Here is a 17,718-nt window from a genome sequence, read left to right as displayed (position 1 = left end):
ATAGTCTTGAAACAGGTGAAAAATCAAGGTACATTAGGATAAGATTAGGATTGTCACAATAAAAGCGAGGAACCATATGAAAAAAACAGCGATCGTTACAGATAGTACAGCGTACATCACAAAAGAACATGTGAACGAATATGACATTCATATTATTCCGTTAAATGTGGTGATTGGAAATGAAGCCTATCAGGAGCTTGTTGATTTAGGTACAGATCAATTTTATCAAGAAATGGCGGCGACAGATGCCCTGCCAACAACGTCACAGCCTGCAATTGGCCGGTTTGTTGAGTTATTTGAACAACTAAAGGCAGAAGGGTATGAAGATATTGTTACGATCCATTTATCTTCAAAAATAAGTGGAACCTATCAAACGGCATTAAGTGCTGCAGATATGGTAGACGGGATTCAGGTTGTTGGGTTTGACACGGAAATTAGTTGTTCTCCTCAAGGGTACTTTGTGATAGAAGCTGCAAAGCTAGCGAATGAGGGAAAGTCTGCTAATGAAATCATCGTTCACTTAGATCAACTAAAACAAAAAGTATCAGCGTATTTCATGGTAGATGATCTAAACCATCTTCATAGAGGTGGCCGATTAAGTGGAGCTCAACGGATCCTCGGTAATATGTTGAAGATTAAACCGATCCTCCATTTCGAGAATGCAGAAATTGTTCCATTTGAAAAAGTACGAACGGAGAAAAAAGCGCTCTCTCGAATCTTTGAGCTGTTAAAAGAATCTGCAGATCAAAAAGGAATTTCAGAAATCACCGTCATTCATGCGAATCGTTCAGATAAAGCTGAAGACATTCGCGATACGTTACGTGAAGTACACCCTGAAGCTACGATTAACATTAGCTTTTTTGGACCTGTTATTGGAACGCATCTTGGCGAAGGTAGTCTTGGGATTGGTTGGCGAAACGAAAACTAGGAGTGTGAAGCCTTTGCCCTACAAATCATGAGGTCGTAGTACCTTGGGAGCCTTTGCGCCGGCACTTAGCCGGGCGAAGGCTAACTGAAAAAGAAATCCCCTTTCATGAAGATGTTCTCGAAGCACACGTGCAATCAGGTTACCTCAAACGTTCGCAGGGCATTTTGGTACAAGGCTCGCGCACGCAATGCAAGCGTTGTGGCAACCATACTGCTTCGCTGTTTGGTTACTACCAATCTCCCTTATTTACTTCAACCATTTGCTATTGCAGACACTGTCTCGCATTAGGAAGAATCTCCTCAACAACTTCTTTATATAGTTGGAACGCTTCTCCTCCTACTTATGTCATTCCAAATAAACCACTTACCTGGCAAGGAACCTTGTCCAAAGGACAACAACATGCATCTGATCAAGTTATTCAAGCAATTCAACATCAATCTTCATTATTAGTATGGGCAGTTTGTGGATCAGGCAAAACCGAAGTGCTCTTTCGAGGAGTGGAAACCGCGTTATTAGAAGGAAAACGAGTTCTAATTGCGACGCCCCGCACAGATGTTGTAAAAGAGTTAGCCCCACGTTTTCAACACGTCTTTCCAGAGGTGGCACAATCAGCGATATACGGAGGACAAACAAAGGTGAATCCTACAGCGCCATTAATTATTGCCACCACTCATCAGGTTCTTAGGTTCTACCAGGCGTTTGATGTGGTCATTGTAGACGAGGTGGATGCGTTTCCATATACCTATGATGAAAGCTTGCAATACGGCGTAAAACAAGCGCAGAAAAAGGACGCAGCGATCATTCTACTAAGTGCCACCCCCTCTAAAGCATTAAGAGAGACTCCAAATCTCCAAGTAACACGTATTGCTAGACGCTATCATGGGTATGATCTTCCTGTTCCCCGACTTGTATGGTGTGGAGCATGGCACAAGAAAGTATTGAAAAAAAGGTTACCCTCTCAGATCTTTCGTTGGATTCTTGACCATCACCGGAGAAATGCTCCGGCACTCGTTTTTGTTCCCTCTATACGAGTCCTCCACCAAGTATCCTCTATCCTACAAACACACAACCTCTCACATGCAGCCGTACATTCGGCATCATCTGATCGCCACAAACAGGTAGAGGCGTTCCGACAAGCCAAAATTCCAATTGTCCTTACTACAACAATTTTAGAACGAGGGATCACGATTCCAAAGGTTGACATTGCGGTGATCGGTGCAGAAGCGGATTTATTTACAGAAGCTGCACTTGTACAGATGGCCGGGAGAGTTGGGAGGCATAAGGACTTTCCAACAGGGGATGTTGTGTTTTTCCATTATGGAAAAACACAGGCTATGCGAAGCGCAGTCCGTCATATTAAGCAAATGAATGCTAAGGAGGCTGGCGATTGAATAGATGTTTAAAGTGTTTATCTTCTTATTTTGACAAACCAAGTTGGTCATTGTTAGTTATGAAGAAGCACCCCAATCCATTGTGTTATGAATGTTCCAACGAATTGAGGTGGATTAATGGAGAACGGTGCCAGGTATGCTCACGTTCATTAGATGGACTGAGCGTACGATTACAAAAGGATTGTACTTGCTTTGATTGCATCAGATGGATAAAAGGGACCGAGACTAAAGGTCTACTTGAAGAAAACTATTCCATTCTAGAATACAATGCCTTTTTAAAAGAATGGTTTGCACAATTTAAGTTTAAAGGAGATGCGGTTGCCGCTTCCTACTTCGGAAATCTACTATACAAAGTCTATAAAAGTAAGTATGCTAATTACGCTGTAGCTACTATTCCATTAAGTCAAAAGAGCTTAGAGGATCGGACCTTTAATCAGGTGGATCTTATGATTCAGAATTGGCGTTGTCCAACGCTTACGCTATCGCGATCAGAACGTGACAAGCAAAGTAAGAAGACAAGAAATGAGCGAATTGCTCTTGTTTCGCATAGTCCTTTTTATGTAAAAGAAATCGCTGAAAAAGACCTATTAAAAAAAGTTGTCCTAATAGACGATATTTATACTACAGGCACAACGGTGCGGCAGGCTGCCAAAACATTAAAAGAAGCAGGTGTCGAAACGGTCGCATCTTTAACCGTAGCAAGGTAACATGTAAGTAGGGAGTGTATTTCGTGAATAACTTAGCGAATTGTTCGGAATGTGGATCGTTATTTGTTCAAAATCTAAGACCCATTTGTACCCCCTGTTATCGAAAACAGGAAGAGGATTATAAAAGTGTATCTTCATATATGAGAAAAAAGCAAAATCGTATGGCAACGTTAGTGGAGGTCTGTGAACATACAGGAGTAGCTGAGAAGAAAGTTCGCCAATTTATACGAGAGGGACGTTTGATTGTTACATCGTTTCCTAACTTAGGATATCCTTGTGAATCGTGTGGGACATTAATTCAAATGAATCGACTATGTAGATCCTGCAAACAAGAATTAGAAGGTGAAATTGCTTCATTGAGTAAAAAGGACCAAGAAGAAAAGAACTCGGATCATCAAGCACAGCAAAGTAGATTAAACCAGTTTCTGTAAATATACCAATTCAACATAAGGGAGGATTGACGATGAAAATTAATCCTTATTCATCCATTCAGTCAACATCCGCCACGCGTCAGTCAAAAGTTAATGGACAAGATGATTCAATGCCTTCTAAATCCCAAAAGAATGATCAAATTCAAATTTCATCTGAAGCGTTGGATCTTCAAGTAAGTAAGCAGGAAGAAGCGAAACGTGCGGAACGAGTAGAGGCTCTAAAGAAACAAATTGAGTCTGGTGAGTACAAAGTAGATGCAAAAAAAGTAGCGGAACGTTTTCATGACTACTGGAAGCAATAAAGGTGGCTAGTAATGTTGATACAAGAACTGATGAGTCGCATTCAAGAGTTAATCGACCTTCATAATCAATTAATTCTCGTTGCTGAAAAGAAAAAAGAAAGTTTAGTGAAGCAGGATATAAAAACCCTTCAAGCCGCAGTAAAAGATGAATCAAACATTGTGCGTAGTATTCATCTGTGTGAGGCGATTCGTGTAAAAGCGGTTAAAGCGTTTCTCCATTCATTACAAGTATCACCAGTAAAAGATACGCTCTCATTCGTACTTAAGTATGTGAATGGGGATGAAAAAGCACAGTTAACGGAATTAACAAATGAATTAGCTGACGTTCTTTCAGCTGTGAAAATGGTTAACGAACAAAATCAACAGCTTATCGGGGATGCTTTGCAATACGTTCATTTATCATTAGACTTATTAACGCCGTCTGCAGAGGATTTTCAATATAATGCAAAGCATCAAGAACTTGAAAAAAGTTCAACCTACTCTTTATTTGATTCAAAAGCATAAGATCAGGAGGCATGTATGTCATCTACATTCTTTGGGTTAGAAACAGCAAAACGTGGAATGAATGCACAACGATACGGTCTGCAAACAACCGCCCACAATATTGCAAACGCTAATACACCTGGGTATTCAAGACAGCGTGTAAATTTAAGTCCAACCAGTGCCTTCCCAACAGCAGGGATGAATCAGCCATCTATTCCAGGACAAATTGGGACTGGAGTTGAAGGTGGGTCCGTTCAAAGAGTTCGTGATCAATTTTTAGATGTTCAGTTCAGAAGCAGGGCTAGTGATTCAGGCTTTTGGCACGCATCGTACAAAAGTTTTGAACGGATGGAAGATATCTTTAATGAGACATTCAAATCTCCAGAACTTGAAGCGCAATCTAGTAATATTTCAAAGCAGCTTAATCAATTTTGGAATGCTTGGAGTGATCTTGCTTCAGGGAAAGAAAACCAAAGCGTTTTGAAAGAGGAAGCGAATACGATCGTAGAAAGCTTTAACGGGGCTGCTCGTGACCTCGTAGAAACGAGAGATCAAATAAAAGAAGAAATCAATGCGACTGGAAGAGAAGTAAATGCTCTCTTAGATGCCATCAATCAGATCAACGTTCAAATTCGAAGTGTAGAACCTCATGGTTATATTCCAAATGATTTATATGACAAACAGGATGCACTAATCGATGAACTATCTAATCTGATGGATATTTCTGTGACCCGTTCACCAAGTGGAGGTCAAGCTAGTCCAGTGGCTGAAGGTGCGGCAACCATTAAGATGTTAGGTGCTGATGGGACTGAAGTAAATCTAGTTACCTATAACAACCCTAGTGACTTGGCTGAGGTCTCCATTCAATATGAAACGGAATCTACGTTTGGTGCCGTTGCGGGTATCACGATTACAAAAAGCACGGAAACCGTTAAGCTGACTGGTGAAAATCTTGCAAAAGGTGAATGGTCGGGACTGATCAAGGCATTTGGTTATGTGAGTGAGGGAGATGACGCAGAATCCATAGAGGGAGACTATGTTTGGGCCCTAAATCAACTAACTGAAGTCGCTCAAGCCTTTGCACGAGAAGTAAATGCAGTGCACTCTATTGGATACAAATCTCCTAGCGCCAACGGCCAAATAGAGCTCGGTGGAAATTTCTTTGACTTCTCGGATGAAGGAATGCCGTTTACATTTACCGTGAATCAAGAGATTCTAGCAAATGGCAACAACATTGCATCTCTTGGGGTAAATGTAGAAGCACTAGAGAATCCATCTGCATACCAAAGCCTTCTTAATGCATCGCCTGCAGATTATGCTGCCATTCAAGCATTTCTAAATGATGGTGCCAATTTCAAGGACGGTGTACCTAAAGCCATTACAGGTAATCACACAAACGCACAGCTTATCTCTTCTATACGAGATGTAAAAGTATCGTTTGGCGAAGAGTCTAAACAAATTGGTACGTTTTATCGCGACTTTATTGGTCAACTGGGTACAAAAGGGAAACAAGCCGCACAAAACTATGTGAACTCAGATTTGCTTCTCTTTTCGATTGATAGTCGTCGTCAAGAGGTTAGTAATGTGTCGATGGATGAAGAATTAACAATGATGATTCAGCTGCAACATGCCTATAATGCTGCAGCAAAAATGATTACTGTTACGGATGAAATGCTTGATCGAATCATTAATGGAATGGGCGTAGTCGGACGCTAGGAAGGGGGAGATTACATGAGAGTCACTCAACAGATGCTTTCAGCTAATACAATGAGGCATATTAATCAAGGATATTCACAGTTAGGGAAGCTACAGGACCAATTAACAACTGGGAAACGAATCACGCGTGTGTCTCAAGATCCAGTTATCGCTATGAAGGGGTTACAGCACCGTCAAGCTGCATCAGAAGTTAGTCAGTTTAAACGAAACATATCAGAGGCACAAAACTGGCTAGACCATTCAGAAGGCGTATTAGATCAAGGAGCACAAATTTTAAAGCGAATCTCGGATCTAACCATTCAAGCATCAAATGATACGTACGATGAAGGGCAACGAGATAATATAGCTAAAGAGATTGGTCAGCTTAAGCAATACATGCAGGATTTAGGGAATTCCAAAGTTGATAATCGCTATTTATTTAACGGAGCAAATACGGATACAGCACCCATTCAAAAGGATGCAAAGATTGCAATGGGTATTGGCCCTTTACTTGAAGGTGCCAATGCAGAGGACCATACAATCGTCTACAATAACCAAAGCTTTCGTTATGTAGAAGGTGAAGATGGAGCGTATGTATATCAGGATACACGTCAAATTGGTCAAGAGCTGGAGGAAGACGAACGCGTATTACTTACGATCAATATTCAAGACGAAGAGAATCCAACTATCACGTACAGTAGCCCAGCAAATGGTGGAACCTCTGAAAACGTTGAGGTAAGTGAACTTGCAATGGTTGAAAACCGAGCGATCTCGATGAACAATCAAGATGTTACGATTGAAGTCAATAAAGGCATTCATATCCCAGTAAATGTTCAGGGAAGTGATCTTTTTTCTGCAGAATTATTTGGAGAGATTACACGATTAGAAGCGATCTTAAAAGACCCTAATACCACTGGAGAAGATTTAACATCCTTTATCACAAATATCGATGCGCATCATTCTAATTTCGTGTCAGAGAGGTCTGAAGTGGGAGTCCGTTTAAATCGAATTGAGATGATGACCAATCGTCTTGAGGATCAGGATGCAAACGTCAAAAAGATGATGACAAACAATGAAGATGTAGATATTGAAGAAACGATCATGAATTTAATTATGGCGGAAAATGTTCATCGAATTGCGATGTCATCAGGCGCTCGTATTATGCAACCTTCACTGATGGACTTTCTACGGTAACTTGGTATGATCTCAAGTCAGATTCTTATTCAAACAACGGATGTCAAGCTACAAATGAAAACATCTCGACCACAGATGAGGATTGAACAGGGCTCAGCCGAGATGAAGATTCATAAAAATGGTTCGGATACGCTCGAAATCAGTCAAGAAGCAGCAACGTTATTTATCGATCAGTCAAAAGCATTCTCAGAAGCAAATTTAAAGCCAACGACTCAGCTAGCTGCTGATTGGGCGGCGAAAGGTCAGGCGGCAGCGAGTGAATATGTAGCTGAAAAAGCTCAAGAAGGAAAGCAATTGACGAGGATTGAACGAGGTGTCACATTTGCAAGGCTTGCCGAGCAGCAAAACGTGTCGCCTCCCCCTTCGAGTACGATCGCATATATGCCGCATTCCGTTGACCGGGTGAAGATTCAAGTACAACCTGGGAAGCTCAATATACAGGCACCTAACTCAGAGCTTTCCATTCAAATAACGCCTACTCCAAACAAACTGGACATCCCATAGTGGACGACAACGCAACAGTTGGTCCAGAAGCCGTCGATCTCATTTAGAGTAGAGAATGCATAAACAAAAACAGCAGCCACAGGAGAGTAGGCTGCTGTTTTCTTATCGATTCAAACCAATGTCCGATAATAACGAATAGTGAAAAAATAATTATCAAACCATCACCTATAGCCCGAGGATAGAACGATAAAAGTGTGATGCCATGTTCAATGCTGATTCTGCTGTTACCTGTAAATCATCAAACAGATAAGGTTGTCGGTTGTTTCCAATGACTCTCTCAAAAGATAGTGTGATATCTGGTGGCGGGGATATAACAGGAATCGTTTCAAGAGGGAATAATGGATACACCTTAAATTCACGGACGTGAGTAGAATAAAGATAATTGAAGGTCTTAACAGTAATGTGACGAGATGGATCGTAGATGATGATACCACAAACATTCAATGGCTGTGAGCTGACTCTGTCGAGTGAGGAAAACGCTTCAGACAGGGCTTGAATAAAATGTGGGCTTAGGTAAAACTCTTTACTAACATGTGCAATAACGAGTAACGAATGTGATTGCTGCTCGCACTGAAGAAACAGGCTTGCGGTGTTGTTTGACCCTACTCTAAACGTTTCTTGCCTTTCGCCCGTGAATAAACAATTAGCCTCATATGAATAGATTGAGCTAGGAATACGCCAGGATTCATAACAGAACAGTTGCGCAGAATGCTTGAATTGGTTTGAAAGTGAGGTAATAGTCACGGGGTGTACTCCTTTTGTAATGCGTAAATTACAGGGCTATAGTAGTAGGTTCTACATAAAACACCAAAACCCTTCAACTTTTTTCAAAAAAATGAACTTTATTGGATTTTTATTTTAATTAATCTACGCTTGATTGTTATCGATTGATTTCCCTATACTTTAGAGGATGACAAGAAAAAAGGATGAGTGCATTGAACATACAATCAAAATATTTTGGCGAGGTAACGATTACGGAAGAAGAAGTAATTACCATACCTGCTGGATTACCTGCATTTGAAGACTTGAAATCATTTGTGTTACTTCCATTTGATGAGGGCACACCGTTTTATGTGTTACAGTCTGTCCAAGCCTCAGACGTAGCTTTTATTACCGTTTCTCCATTTCAATATATGCCAGACTATCAAGTCGAGCTGTCTGAATCTACGATCTCTCAACTCGAAATCGAAAAAGAAGAAGATGTTGCTGTGTATGTTTTATTAACGGTTCAAGATCCATTTGTGCAAACAACAGCCAATCTTCAAGCTCCAGTCATTATAAATACGGTTTCAAAGATTGGAAAACAAGTGTTTACGAATGATTCAATCTATCAAACTAAGCATACGTTATTTGAACCTGTTAAAAAGGGGAGTGAGTAAGATGCTCGTACTCACACGAAAGAAAAACGAACATATTCAAATTGGAGAAGACATTTCCATATCAATCTTGGCTATTGAAGGGGAGCAAGTTAAGATCGGAATCAATGCCCCGAGGCATATTGACATTCATAGAAAAGAAGTGTACTTGGCCATCCAACAAGAAAATGCCCAAGCGGTCAATCAGCTTTCTTTAGATCAACTGAAAGAAGTCCTACCAAAGTTGCATATTGATAAGTAAGTCTTAAGCAGATTGTATGGGTGTCCGATAAAGCTAGTAGAAGCAGTACATTCTACTAATGAGGAGTATGAGAATATGGACATTCATTCAACTTCTGCTATTCCAGATATCGGTCGCCCTCAATCTGTTGTAAAAGCGGACCTGCAGCAAAAATCACCAGAACAAAATGGGGGAAGCTCTCCGTTTGGCCAACAAGTTGTTACAGAAGCAACTGTAGAACATCAAATTGATAGTATGAATGATTTACTTAGTACCACACCTACCTCAATTAAATTTAACATGCACAAAGATTTAGACCGAATTTATGTTCAAGTCGTAGACCAGCAAACAAAAGAAGTCGTAAAAGAAATTCCACCAGAGGAATTCCTTGATATGGTTGCTTCGATGCTGAAAAATGCAGGATTAATCGTAGACGAACGAGTATAAGAGAGAGCGCATAAAAAGTGACTCTCTTTTTTTGTTTGGACTTAAGCTCTCTTATAAAAAGCCGATATAAAAGATAGCGAATAAAACATCCGAGGTGAATGAAAATTGATGCGTTTGACTGGTATGGCCACAGGAATGGACATTGATCAAATCGTAAAAGATCTAATGAGAGCAGAACGCATGCCTCTCAACAAAATAGTAAAAAAACAATCAACACTTGAATGGAAGATGGAAGATTATCGTGAAATCAACCTGAAGCTGCGTACATTCAGTGACTCGATTTTTGATAACATGATGAGAAGTTCAGTCATGAAAAAACGAACGGTGCAAAGCTCGAATTCAGACTTAATTACAGCGACAGCGAGCTCGAATATCGGGAATACGTCGTTTTCGATATCGAAGGTGGAGCAGTTGGCGACGTCGGCGAGTAATAAGAGTACTGAACGGATAAAAGAGGGAACAACGAGTAATTCAACTTTAGCCCAATTAACTGGTGAAGTTAAAAGTGATGAAATTACAGATGGTTCAGTATGGAAGGAAGGCGGAATTAGAACAAAAAAAGTTTCGCTAAATTCTAGTGAAAGAACTACTGAATTGCAACCACCTCCACAAAAAATAGAAGACTTCTCAAATGTTGTAGTTAAGGTTAATGGAAAAACGATGGATGTTGTAGCAGCTTCTGATGAGAAATTGAAAAAAAATCAAGTTAGTGTTAATGAAAATGGTACACTTACTTTCTCAGAAGAGCTTACTGGAAACCTAACAGTTGATGTAACATATGCAGCTGATACTGCAGAAAAGACATTTACTTATGCTGCGCCTGCTGAAGGAGTAAAGCCTAAATCAACTTTTAATGTCGGTATAAAAAATATTAATAATGTAGAAATAAAGTTGAAAGGCCAAACTGAAACTATTAATAAAGAGCGTTATGAAGTTAATAGCGAAACGGGACAGATAGCCTTTAAAGAAGGTTTTGAGCCTAAAGACGATATTACAATAGAATATAAGCAAAAATACACAACTGCTGGAGTAGATACAGTTAACGCAAGTGATGAAACGGTTCACGCAAGGTTTCTTTTCACAGACTCCCAATCACTAGATTCTGTAATGAAGAGCTTTAATGATTCGAATGCAGGGGTCAATATGTTTTTCGATGACCATACAGGACAAGTATCTGTTACTCGTAAAGAGACTGGGGTTTATAATCAGTTTAAAGAACCAGTTGATGAAAATTCGGAAAGTGAAGTTGATACGGGAGCAGAAGAAGATAATAAAAAACAAAAAATAATTTCAAAAGAAATGACTTTCTCAGGCTCATTCATGACTGAGACATTAAAATTAAATAATGATAAAGAAATCCCGGGATCCAACGCCTCCTTCACCGTAAACGGTCTTGTTACCGAACGTCGCACAAATACCTTCACCATCAGCGGCATGACGGTTACACTTAAAGATACATTTTCTGAAGGGAAAGCCGTGACGTTAAATGCTTCAACAGATGTTGATTCGGTCGTTGATACAGTCAAAGAGTTCGTCAAACAATATAATGAACTTCTTGAACACGTGAACGGAAAGCTAACGGAAACGCGGAATCGTGACTTTGATCCGTTAACGGAGGAAGAGCGTGACGGGTTGTCTGAAAAAGAAGCGGAGCGTTGGGAGGAAAAAGCACGTGCTGGTCACTTGCGTAATGATCCATTGCTTAGAGGAAGCTTTGATCAGATGCGACAAGTGATGTATCAGCCAGTGAATACAGGATCAGATAGTGAATTTACTCATTTATCTGCAATCGGAATCACAACGTCAAGTGACTACATGTCGAGAGGTAAGTTGGAAATTAATGAAGACAAGCTTCGGGCAGCGATTGAGAAAGATCCTGATGGGGTGTTCGATCTTTTTAATGCGGATGGCGAAACGTCTGGAGAGCAAGGAATTGCTAGAAGGCTTCGGAACTCTATTTCCACAACTGTTGATTCTATCTCTAAAACAGCAGGTGGTGCGGGTTATGCACAAAATCATCAGTTTGCGATCGGTCGCGAATTAAATGATATCGATAAACGAATCAAGACGTTTGAGATGAGATTAGAACAAAAGGAAAAGCGTTATTGGGCACAGTTCACAGCCATGGAGTCGGCGGTGCAACGAGCGAATAACCAAGGAGACATGCTGATGTCTCAGCTCATGGGTAATGGTGGATTTTAATTAGAAAAGGAGATGGAATGAGATGGCCGTATCAACGATGCAATCGGCATATAAGCAAAATGCATTAAATACAGCAAGTCCAGGTGAGCTTACATTAATGCTTTATAATGGATGCTTAAAGTTCATTCATCAAGCCGACAAGGCAATGGTTGAGCAGGATGTTGAACGAAGAAATACGTATTTAACGAAAGCACAAAATATCATTCGTGAGCTCATGGTTACATTAAAGGCGGAGGATGAAGTAGGAAAGAACATGTATAGAATGTATGAATTTATTCTTTCAAAACTCATCGATGCGAATGTGAAAAACGATCAGCAGGCATTAAAGGATGCAGAAGGTTTTGTGGTCGAATTTCGAGATACGTGGAAGCAGGTTATCCAAATTGATCGGCAGAAGCGACATGGTTCTGGTGGACAAGCCTAATGTCGATTTTAACTCAGCTCTTCAAGCAGACGGCTGAGCTCCAAAAACATGTGGATGCAGGTCTTCCGCCTGGTGATGATGAACGAATGGCTTTTATTCAGACATTAGATGAGGGTTTAATTAAACGCGGCACATTAATTGAGCAGTTAGCTGACGCTCCGGAGGACCCATCAAAGGATGAATTAAGAGATGAGGTTATTAAGCAAAACAAAACCTTTCAAGCTACACTTCTCATTCTTCAACAGCACATTCGAAACGACCTGCACCAGCTTCACCGGAAGAGGGAAACAGGTCGAAAATATGAACAACCATACGAGGGCATGACAGACGGAGCTTTTTTTGATAAAAGAGGCGTATAAAAAAAGCGTAGAGATTAACTTAGTTGATCTCTACGCTTTTTGCTATTATTCGCTGTCAGTATCTTCTTCTTCAGTTGCTTCCCAATCACCGTTCATTCCACCAAGATCTTCTTCAGTCATTTCAACAGCATTGTCAATTGCTTCGCTTGGTACGGTAATTTCATCAATTTCATTAAATTTGCCGAATGTTCCATTTGAAACTTGGCTAATGGTAACCGTATCACCTTCAGCGTCCATTTCCATATCCAGATTCATATTCATTTCTTCTTGATAGTACGTTTCTTTATTGATGTAAAGAACATAATCAAGCTTAGTGATGTCCATGCTTTCAAAAAGCTGATCCATCTGAGCTTGCATCGTAGCATCTGTTTCTGCATTCGCTAATCCTTGAGCAATTTCCTTTAACTCATCACCAGATCCATTGATGGTTAAAGCATAGCGGTCGCCTTCATCCTCAACGGTAATGTCGTCAGCAAACCCCATTAATGTTTCAAGCTGTTCCTCTGGTGACATTTCCAAGTCTTCAATGTCGTTCATACCCATTAAGTCTCCAGACATCTTGATCCACATATCTTGAGACGGGTCATATGTATAAATTTCCCCATCTACAAAATACTGTTCTACTTCTGCAATTTCACCTGACATCGGATCAGGGGACTCAATAACTTGATAGAACGATAATGGGTCTTGAATGGCATCCATCTTTAAATTTGTGGATATTTCAAGTGGCTCTTCGCCTTCCATCTCCATCGTTTGATTCATGGTCATATCCATATTAAAGCTTTCAACGTCAGTCATCGCGTTGATGGACTGTTCAAGAATGGACCTAGCATCGTCGGTTGCAACTTCTTCATTTGTTGAATCTTCAGTCGCTGCCTCGTCTGTACCTTCCTCACTCGCTGCTGCTTCCGTTTCCTCATTCGTACCCGTTTCTTCTGTGGTTGCATCTTCGTTACCACATGCAACCAAGGCTACCGTGCACACTAAACCTGTAACTAGCCACTTGACCTTTTTCATGTTAACTCCCCCAAGTTGTAAAATAATCTCAGACATAAATACCTTTTTCAATTACCCTATATAATGAAAATCAAACCAGCTTTCAACATGTTACATGGTAACAAACATACCCAATATAAACCAACAGGTAAAAGGTCTCAAATTTGAAAATTCTATTTTTCTAAAAATCTATGAAAACTTTTCGACACATTTTGCTATTGTTCCAGAACATGTGAATAAGATGAAAAAACGTGTGAAACCCTTGATACAAAAGAAAGCGTTATCAGAAATCGTTTTATAAATCGTCAGAAATCCTCAAACTTAGACGATTTTAGCCGTGGTCTAGCGTTTGACATTAACATAGCGCACTGATATATTAAAAGCGTGGAAAGACCACATGAATTAAGTTACGAAGGGAATGTGAAGCATGCAAGGAAAAGTAAAATGGTTTAATGCAGAAAAAGGATTTGGTTTCATCGAACGTGAAGATGGGGATGACGTATTCGTACACTTCTCAGCTATCAATGCAGAAGGATTCAAATCTCTTGACGAAGGTCAAGAAGTTGAGTTCGAAATCGTTGAAGGTGCTCGTGGACCTCAAGCTTCTAACGTCGAAAAGCTTTAATTCACATTCCTGGGTTTAGGAAATGAATCATTGCTAAATAACTACAAAACCTGTCTTCGGGCAGGTTTTTTTGTTTTGTGATTTTTCTAAATTTTTCATAATGTTTATGTGAGCATTTGTTAAGGGTATATGTTAATCTATAGATATAAAGGAGGCGTTCTTAATGAATTATAATATTCGTGGCGAGAACATCGAAGTAACTCCAGCTCTTCGCGACTACGTAGAAAAAAAGGTAGGTAAGCTTGAGCGTTATTTTGACACAACTCCGGTTGCGGATGTCAATGTCAAGCTATCAGTGATTAACAGCCAGCAAGCAATTGAAGTAACCATTCCGATGCCACAGCTTTTATTACGTGGTGAAGAAACTCATTCTGACATGTATGCAGCAATTGATAAGGTCATTGAAAAGCTCGAACGACAAATTCGCAAACATAAAACAAAGGTTAACCGTAAGTTCAGACAGGAAGGCAGTCTGAAATATATGTTTAAGAATGAACTTGAGCCGTTAGAGGGCGAAACAGAAGAAGTGGAATCAGATGAAGACCTTGAAGTGGTTCGTACTAAACGCTTTAACTTAAAACCAATGGATGCCGAAGAGGCTATTTTACAAATGGACATGCTAGGTCACAACTTCTTTGTCTTTTCAAACGCTGAGGGTGGAGACACAAGTGTCGTTTACCGTCGTAAGGATGGAAAGTACGGGTTGATTGAGCCGGAAGCCTAAACATAGAACACACAGGACGCGAGGAAACTCGTGTCCTTTTTGATGTTGGCATCCTACCATCTTGTAAGCCTTCATTTAAACTGATAAAATAAGCCTTAACTGTAGTGTGATTTGCCTAAGATGAAGAAGTAGGCAAAAGGAAGAGAGGACGAGTTCCATGATAGGTCTATTAAAGAAGGTCATTGGTGATCCGAGTCAGAAGCAATTGAAAAAAAACGAACGAATTGTTGATAAAATAGAAGCTCTTGCAGACGACATGAAGAAACTGTCTGATGAGGAACTCAAACAAAAGACTGTTGAATTTAAAAAGCGAATTCAAGATGGAGAGACGCTTGACGATTTATTAGTTGATGCATTCGCTGTTGCCAGAGAAGCAGCAGGCCGGGTAATTAATGAGTTTCCATATCGTGTACAAGTACTCGGTGCCATTGGTCTTCACCAAGGAAACATCTCTGAAATGAAAACCGGTGAAGGTAAAACACTAGTTGGAACCATGGCGGTTTATTTAAATGCACTAGCTGGGAAAGGTGTTCATCTAGTCACAGTAAATAACTACCTTGCTCGTCGTGACATGGAAAAATACGGTCGAATCTTTAACTTCTTAGGCCTCTCAGTAGGTCTAAACGAAACAGGCTTATCTAAGGAAGAGAAACAAGAGGCCTATGCTGCGGATGTAACGTATAGTACAAATAATGAACTTGGGTTTGATTACTTAAGAGATAACATGGTTCTATTTAAAGAACAAATGGTGCAAAGACCATTGTTCTTTGCTTTAGTGGATGAGGTGGATTCCATTTTAGTGGATGAAGCGAGAACACCGCTTATCATCTCAGGTTCGGTTGAAAAATCGACTCAGCTTTATGTACAAGCGAACTCATTTATCCGTATGTTAAAGGTTGATACAGATTATACATTTGATGAAAAAGCAAAAACCGTTCAATTAACAGAGGATGGGGTTAATAAGGCTGAACGCGCATTTCGTATTGAGAATCTTTATGATCAAAAGCACGTTCAATTAAACCATCACTTAAATCAATCCTTAAAAGCACATGTCGTGATGCAGCGTGATCAGGACTACGTGATTGAAGATGGCGAAGTGGTGATTGTTGACCAATTTACAGGGCGATTAATGAAAGGACGTCGTTACAGCGATGGACTTCACCAAGCCATTGAAGCGAAGGAAGGCATGCAGATTCAAAAAGAGAGCATGACTCTTGCTTCTATTACATTCCAAAATTACTTTAGAATGTATCAAAAGCTTGCGGGAATGACTGGTACAGCCAAAACAGAGGAAGAGGAATTCCGTAACATTTATGGGATGGATGTAATGGTTGTGCCAACAAACCGTCCAATCTCAAGGGATGATAAAGCTGACTTGATCTACAAAACAATGGAAGCTAAATTCCGTGCCGTTGTGTTGAAGATTGAAGAGCTTCATCAAACAGGTCAACCTGTCTTAGTAGGTACGGTGAGTGTTGAAACGTCTGAGCTCGTTTCAAAACATCTAAAACAACGTCGCATTCCGCACCATGTCCTGAATGCAAAGAATCATGAGCGTGAAGCTGAAATCATTGAGAATGCTGGTCAAAAAGGCGCCGTTACAATCGCAACCAATATGGCTGGACGTGGAACGGATATCAAGCTTGGCGATGGTGTTCTTGATCTTGGTGGTCTGCATGTACTAGGTACAGAGCGTCATGAAAGTAGACGAATTGATAATCAGCTACGTGGTCGTGCTGGACGTCAAGGGGATGCGGGTTCTTCTCAATTCTATCTTTCAATGGAAGATGAGCTTATGCGTCGCTTTGGATCAGATAACATGAGATCCATGATGGAACGACTTGGCATGGAAGAAGACCAGCCAATTGAAAGTAAAATCGTTTCTAAGGCTGTAGAGACCGCTCAAAAACGAGTTGAAGGAAATAACTTTGATGCACGTAAACAAATTCTTCAGTATGATGATGTGATGCGTGAACAGCGTGAAATCATTTACAAGCAAAGACTTGAGTTACTTGAGTCGGACAACCTAAGCAAGATCGTAGAAGATATGATGAAATCCGTTGTTGAACGGGTGGTTACACTTCATACCCCAGATGCTGAAGTACAAGAGGACTGGGATCTGTCCGCAATTGTTACGTATATGAACACTCAGCTTCTAAGTGAAGATGAAATGACAGAGCAAGAGCTAAAAGGGAAAGACACGCCAGAGATCATTGAAATCGTACAAGAAAAAGTACTTCAAGCATACAAAGCGAAGGAAGAGCAATTTACTCCTGAGAACATGCGCGAGTTTGAGAAAGTGATCTTACTTCGTACCGTTGATCGTAAATGGATGAACCATATCGATCAGATGGATCAATTACGTCAAGGAATTCACTTACGTGCGTATGGTCAAAACGATCCGTTAAGAGAGTATCGTTTTGAAGGCTTTGAGATGTTTGAATCCATGATTTCAGCCATTGAAGAAGAAGTCGCCATGTATATTATGAAAGCACAAGTGCAGCAAAACCTTGAGCGTCAAAAAGTCGCTGAAGGAAAAGCAGTACAACAGAGCGCAAACGAAGGCGATAAGAAACCAAAAAAACGACCGATCCAAAAGGGTGAAGTCATCGGAAGAAACGACCCGTGCATTTGCGGGAGCGGAAAAAAATATAAAAATTGCTGCGGCCAAAATCAATAAGATTCAGGTACGGTAATTGTGGGGGTCATA

General features: G+C 40.3%; 20 protein-coding genes. 18 read left to right on the top strand and 2 right to left on the bottom strand.

Features of this window, described 5'->3' with window-relative positions; all coding sequences use genetic code 11:
• The first annotated feature begins 76 nt into the window (after positions 1–76).
• The 9 genes from NSQ54_16130 to NSQ54_16090 all read left to right on the top strand — a co-directional run bounded on the left by NSQ54_16130 (position 77) and on the right by NSQ54_16090 (position 7,635).
• Complete coding sequence (locus tag NSQ54_16130; GenBank protein ID WYP25833.1) at positions 77–928, top strand: DegV family protein; 852 nt, start codon at positions 77–79, stop codon at positions 926–928.
• 380 nt (positions 929–1,308) lie between these two features.
• The gene (locus NSQ54_16125) at positions 1,309–2,319 is read left to right on the top strand and encodes a DEAD/DEAH box helicase (GenBank protein WYP25832.1); all 1,011 of its coding nucleotides are present in this window, start codon (positions 1,309–1,311) and stop codon (positions 2,317–2,319) included.
• Positions 2,316–3,026: a phosphoribosyltransferase family protein gene (locus tag NSQ54_16120; protein ID WYP25831.1), complete on the top strand. Its 711-nt coding sequence runs from the start codon at positions 2,316–2,318 to the stop codon at positions 3,024–3,026. The genes NSQ54_16125 and NSQ54_16120 overlap by 4 nt, the downstream gene beginning before the upstream one ends.
• 14 nt (positions 3,027–3,040) lie before the next feature.
• The gene (locus NSQ54_16115) at positions 3,041–3,457 is read left to right on the top strand and encodes a TIGR03826 family flagellar region protein (protein ID WYP25830.1); all 417 of its coding nucleotides are present in this window, start codon (positions 3,041–3,043) and stop codon (positions 3,455–3,457) included.
• Between the two features lie 32 nt (positions 3,458–3,489).
• Positions 3,490–3,759 carry a flagellar biosynthesis anti-sigma factor FlgM gene (flgM, locus tag NSQ54_16110; GenBank protein ID WYP25829.1) on the top strand — a complete coding sequence of 90 codons (270 nt, stop codon included), beginning with the start codon at positions 3,490–3,492 and terminating at the stop codon, positions 3,757–3,759.
• 12 nt (positions 3,760–3,771) lie between these two features.
• The gene (locus NSQ54_16105; protein WYP25828.1) at positions 3,772–4,263 is read left to right on the top strand and encodes a flagellar protein FlgN; all 492 of its coding nucleotides are present in this window, start codon (positions 3,772–3,774) and stop codon (positions 4,261–4,263) included.
• A 15-nt stretch (positions 4,264–4,278) separates the two neighbouring features.
• Positions 4,279–5,958, top strand: coding sequence for a flagellar hook-associated protein FlgK (gene flgK, locus NSQ54_16100; protein ID WYP25827.1), 1,680 nt, complete (start codon positions 4,279–4,281; stop codon positions 5,956–5,958).
• A gap of 15 nt (positions 5,959–5,973) precedes the next feature.
• Positions 5,974–7,131 carry a flagellar hook-associated protein FlgL gene (gene flgL, locus NSQ54_16095; GenBank protein ID WYP25826.1) on the top strand — a complete coding sequence of 386 codons (1,158 nt, stop codon included), beginning with the start codon at positions 5,974–5,976 and terminating at the stop codon, positions 7,129–7,131.
• Between the two features lie 6 nt (positions 7,132–7,137).
• Complete coding sequence (locus NSQ54_16090) at positions 7,138–7,635, top strand: DUF6470 family protein (protein WYP25825.1); 498 nt, start codon at positions 7,138–7,140, stop codon at positions 7,633–7,635.
• A 165-nt stretch (positions 7,636–7,800) separates the two neighbouring features.
• Here the strand turns inward: NSQ54_16090 and NSQ54_16085 are convergent, their stop codons facing one another.
• Positions 7,801–8,379, bottom strand: a complete 579-nt coding sequence (locus NSQ54_16085; protein ID WYP25824.1) for a hypothetical protein — start codon at positions 8,377–8,379, stop codon at positions 7,801–7,803.
• A gap of 191 nt (positions 8,380–8,570) precedes the next feature.
• On the opposite strand from NSQ54_16085, the gene fliW reads away from it, so the two are divergent.
• The 6 genes from fliW (at position 8,571) to NSQ54_16055 (ending at position 12,663) form a co-directional block, all read left to right on the top strand.
• Entirely contained in the window at positions 8,571–9,014 is a 444-nt protein-coding gene (gene fliW / locus NSQ54_16080) for a flagellar assembly protein FliW (GenBank protein WYP25823.1), read from the top strand.
• A gap of 1 nt (position 9,015) precedes the next feature.
• Positions 9,016–9,252 carry a carbon storage regulator CsrA gene (csrA, locus tag NSQ54_16075; GenBank protein ID WYP25822.1) on the top strand — a complete coding sequence of 79 codons (237 nt, stop codon included), beginning with the start codon at positions 9,016–9,018 and terminating at the stop codon, positions 9,250–9,252.
• Between the two features lie 75 nt (positions 9,253–9,327).
• The gene (locus NSQ54_16070) at positions 9,328–9,678 is read left to right on the top strand and encodes a flagellar protein FlaG (GenBank protein WYP25821.1); all 351 of its coding nucleotides are present in this window, start codon (positions 9,328–9,330) and stop codon (positions 9,676–9,678) included.
• A gap of 108 nt (positions 9,679–9,786) precedes the next feature.
• A complete protein-coding gene (gene fliD / locus NSQ54_16065; GenBank protein ID WYP28577.1) occupies positions 9,787–11,880 on the top strand; it encodes a flagellar filament capping protein FliD in 2,094 nt (697 codons plus the stop codon).
• Positions 11,881–11,902: 22 nt separating this feature from the next.
• Positions 11,903–12,304, top strand: coding sequence for a flagellar export chaperone FliS (gene fliS, locus NSQ54_16060; GenBank protein ID WYP25820.1), 402 nt, complete (start codon positions 11,903–11,905; stop codon positions 12,302–12,304).
• Positions 12,304–12,663 carry a flagellar protein gene (locus NSQ54_16055; protein ID WYP25819.1) on the top strand — a complete coding sequence of 120 codons (360 nt, stop codon included), beginning with the start codon at positions 12,304–12,306 and terminating at the stop codon, positions 12,661–12,663. Before fliS ends, NSQ54_16055 begins: the two co-directional genes overlap by 1 nt.
• Before the next feature lie 45 nt (positions 12,664–12,708).
• On the opposite strand, the gene NSQ54_16050 is transcribed toward NSQ54_16055, so the two are convergent.
• The gene (locus NSQ54_16050; GenBank protein ID WYP25818.1) at positions 12,709–13,680 is read right to left on the bottom strand and encodes a DUF6612 family protein; all 972 of its coding nucleotides are present in this window, start codon (positions 13,678–13,680) and stop codon (positions 12,709–12,711) included.
• A 406-nt stretch (positions 13,681–14,086) separates the two neighbouring features.
• Here NSQ54_16050 and cspD point away from each other — a divergent pair, with 406 nt between their 5' ends.
• From cspD to secA, 3 genes are all read left to right on the top strand, one after another.
• Positions 14,087–14,284: a cold-shock protein CspD gene (gene cspD, locus NSQ54_16045; GenBank protein ID WYP25817.1), complete on the top strand. Its 198-nt coding sequence runs from the start codon at positions 14,087–14,089 to the stop codon at positions 14,282–14,284.
• 163 nt (positions 14,285–14,447) lie between these two features.
• Entirely contained in the window at positions 14,448–15,008 is a 561-nt protein-coding gene (gene raiA / locus NSQ54_16040) for a ribosome-associated translation inhibitor RaiA (protein WYP25816.1), read from the top strand.
• Between the two features lie 157 nt (positions 15,009–15,165).
• Entirely contained in the window at positions 15,166–17,688 is a 2,523-nt protein-coding gene (gene secA, locus NSQ54_16035; GenBank protein ID WYP25815.1) for a preprotein translocase subunit SecA, read from the top strand.
• Positions 17,689–17,718: the final 30 nt, after the last annotated feature.

This window comes from Alkalihalobacillus sp. FSL W8-0930 (genome assembly GCA_037965595.1).
Taxonomy (GTDB): domain Bacteria; phylum Bacillota; class Bacilli; order Bacillales; family Bacillaceae_D; genus Alkalicoccobacillus.
This window is presented reverse-complemented; position numbering and strand designations above follow the sequence as displayed.

What these genes read in the sequence shown, in the direction of transcription:
- NSQ54_16130 (WYP25833.1), top strand. Translation starts at nt 77, where the DNA reads ATGAAAAAAACAGCGATCGTTACAGATAGTACAGCGTACATCACAAAA.
- flgM (WYP25829.1), top strand. Translation starts at nt 3,490, where the DNA reads ATGAAAATTAATCCTTATTCATCCATTCAGTCAACATCCGCCACGCGT.
- NSQ54_16105 (WYP25828.1), top strand. Translation starts at nt 3,772, where the DNA reads ATGTTGATACAAGAACTGATGAGTCGCATTCAAGAGTTAATCGACCTT.
- flgK (WYP25827.1), top strand. Translation starts at nt 4,279, where the DNA reads ATGTCATCTACATTCTTTGGGTTAGAAACAGCAAAACGTGGAATGAAT.
- flgL (WYP25826.1), top strand. Translation starts at nt 5,974, where the DNA reads ATGAGAGTCACTCAACAGATGCTTTCAGCTAATACAATGAGGCATATT.
- NSQ54_16090 (WYP25825.1), top strand. Translation starts at nt 7,138, where the DNA reads ATGATCTCAAGTCAGATTCTTATTCAAACAACGGATGTCAAGCTACAA.
- csrA (WYP25822.1), top strand. Translation starts at nt 9,016, where the DNA reads ATGCTCGTACTCACACGAAAGAAAAACGAACATATTCAAATTGGAGAA.
- NSQ54_16070 (WYP25821.1), top strand. Translation starts at nt 9,328, where the DNA reads ATGGACATTCATTCAACTTCTGCTATTCCAGATATCGGTCGCCCTCAA.
- fliD (WYP28577.1), top strand. Translation starts at nt 9,787, where the DNA reads ATGCGTTTGACTGGTATGGCCACAGGAATGGACATTGATCAAATCGTA.
- fliS (WYP25820.1), top strand. Translation starts at nt 11,903, where the DNA reads ATGGCCGTATCAACGATGCAATCGGCATATAAGCAAAATGCATTAAAT.
- NSQ54_16055 (WYP25819.1), top strand. Translation starts at nt 12,304, where the DNA reads ATGTCGATTTTAACTCAGCTCTTCAAGCAGACGGCTGAGCTCCAAAAA.
- NSQ54_16050 (WYP25818.1), bottom strand. Translation starts at nt 13,680, where the DNA reads ATGAAAAAGGTCAAGTGGCTAGTTACAGGTTTAGTGTGCACGGTAGCC.
- cspD (WYP25817.1), top strand. Translation starts at nt 14,087, where the DNA reads ATGCAAGGAAAAGTAAAATGGTTTAATGCAGAAAAAGGATTTGGTTTC.
- raiA (WYP25816.1), top strand. Translation starts at nt 14,448, where the DNA reads ATGAATTATAATATTCGTGGCGAGAACATCGAAGTAACTCCAGCTCTT.
- secA (WYP25815.1), top strand. Translation starts at nt 15,166, where the DNA reads ATGATAGGTCTATTAAAGAAGGTCATTGGTGATCCGAGTCAGAAGCAA.